The organism is Xanthomonas euvesicatoria pv. euvesicatoria (assembly GCF_020880415.1).
Taxonomy (GTDB): Bacteria; Pseudomonadota; Gammaproteobacteria; order Xanthomonadales; family Xanthomonadaceae; genus Xanthomonas; species Xanthomonas euvesicatoria.
Map to the genome: position 1 here is coordinate 1 of NZ_JAJIUJ010000117.1, position 1,624 is coordinate 1,624.

Annotated in this window: 1 protein-coding gene and 1 pseudogene; both read right to left on the reverse strand. The window is 58.8% G+C overall.

The window, feature by feature from the left end:
- Nucleotides 1-917: pseudogene (locus tag LN450_RS20570) on the reverse strand (hypothetical protein); the annotation flags it as partial.
- Nucleotides 918-949: 32 nt separating this feature from the next.
- Entirely contained in the window at nt 950-1,609 is a 660-nt protein-coding gene (locus LN450_RS20575) for a DUF1629 domain-containing protein (RefSeq protein WP_011348361.1), read from the reverse strand.
- Nucleotides 1,610-1,624: the final 15 nt, after the last annotated feature.

Consider the following 1,624-nt stretch of genomic DNA (forward strand, 5'->3'; position numbering starts at 1 on the left):
TTACGGGCCAAGGCATGGGTGACCTCGGACTGCGCGGCCGTGGCATTGCCCTGTTCCAGCAACTCGGCGGAACGGCGGGAGGTCAACACTGCGTCTGCCCCCGTCGCCAACAAACCGCCCGAACGCGCCAGGCTCCTGGCCGATGCCTCGCCCAGCAGCACTTCCAGGGACGCCGAACCGCGCTGGCCTCGTGGGACGCGCAGATTGTCTGCGGCCTCCTCACCCAGGGTCTGCTCAACCTTAAGGATGCCCTGCTCGGACAAGACCACGCGCCCATCGTGATGGGCATTGGCGATGGCGAGCGACAAGCCGCTGCGCTGGAGCTGGATGTCCCCGCCTCGCACGATGGCGGTGTTGCTGACATGGATCTGGTTTAGCGCGGTGACGATGCGCGACTCGGAATGCGCAACAGCTCCCCAGCCGTGGTCCACCCCCGTGAAGCCCTTCAAGGCCTCAATTTGCTGGGCGTGGGTTTTCTGGTAGGTCGGGATATCGCGGAAAAAGTCTTGAACCTTTTGATTGGTCTGCGCAGGAGTTAAACCAACGGGCGTATTGGTGTTCAGATCACCATTGATTAGTCCTACCTTGACGGTATCGCGTAAGCGCTCGACACGCTGGACAACACGGTCCATCGCGGCTGGGTCACCCTCCAACATGGCTTGCCCATCTCGGGACGCGTAAATATCTTCAAGGTGATCAAGTAGCCCATACTGGTAAGCGCCAAGAGGGCCGCCGCTATGTGGCGTGATTCCCATCGTTTGAGCGAACGTGGGGTTGGCCGGCAGAAACAGTCGGTTTTCCTGTGCGTGGATGTCAAACTTCCCTGCCCGTTGCAACTCATCAAGCAACTCGCTGTTCTTCAGCGTTTGCTGTTCGATGTTGTGGTGATCCTGGAAAAGTGTTCGGTAATTCGGCACGGATCAGGCTCCTTGTCGCCTTGCGGCTCGGCCTAGCGGTTCACCACGTCGTAGAACCAGAGGCCGTCCGACTGTCCATCGGTGCCGATACCGGCTGCAGTCACAGCATCCTTGAACACTCGATCACAAAAGACGCCACCGTGAAATGGCAGTCTGAAGACGTGTGCTGCCCCGAGCACATCGCTTTTGAAGGCCAGCCGCGAGCCCCCCGCCAGGCTGTAATGTTTACCAGCTTCGTATTCGTCACTGACTTTGATGTCGAGGTAAGAAGCATCTTCATCGAGTGCGTCTACCGTGCGGACCACATCGCACAGGTAGACGTTTGGCCCCTTCGAGCCATCGGCCAAGCGATAGTCGGTCTCGGCAAACTCGAACGCCGCAGGATCTACCATCTCCATCACTCGACGTAGGCGCTCTGACACCAGCCAGTAGCCACTGAATCCCCCTTCCAGGTCTTGGGGAGGCACGCCTTCACTGGGGTGGTAGACCAAGCGTGGAACCTCGCGCAAAGCAGGAAAACCGCCATCCTTTGGCCTCAGAATCAGCCTAGGCGGAGTGAGGAGCGCCTTTCGGTTCTCAAAGACAACCCCATGACCTTTCCCCCCGCGTCGAACGTCTGGCTGCAGGTGGAAAAACTCCCCTTTCTTGGGCTCATTGATCATTGCGGTATTCATGCGTTGCGTCCAGTCCATAGGCTCTAATTCTTC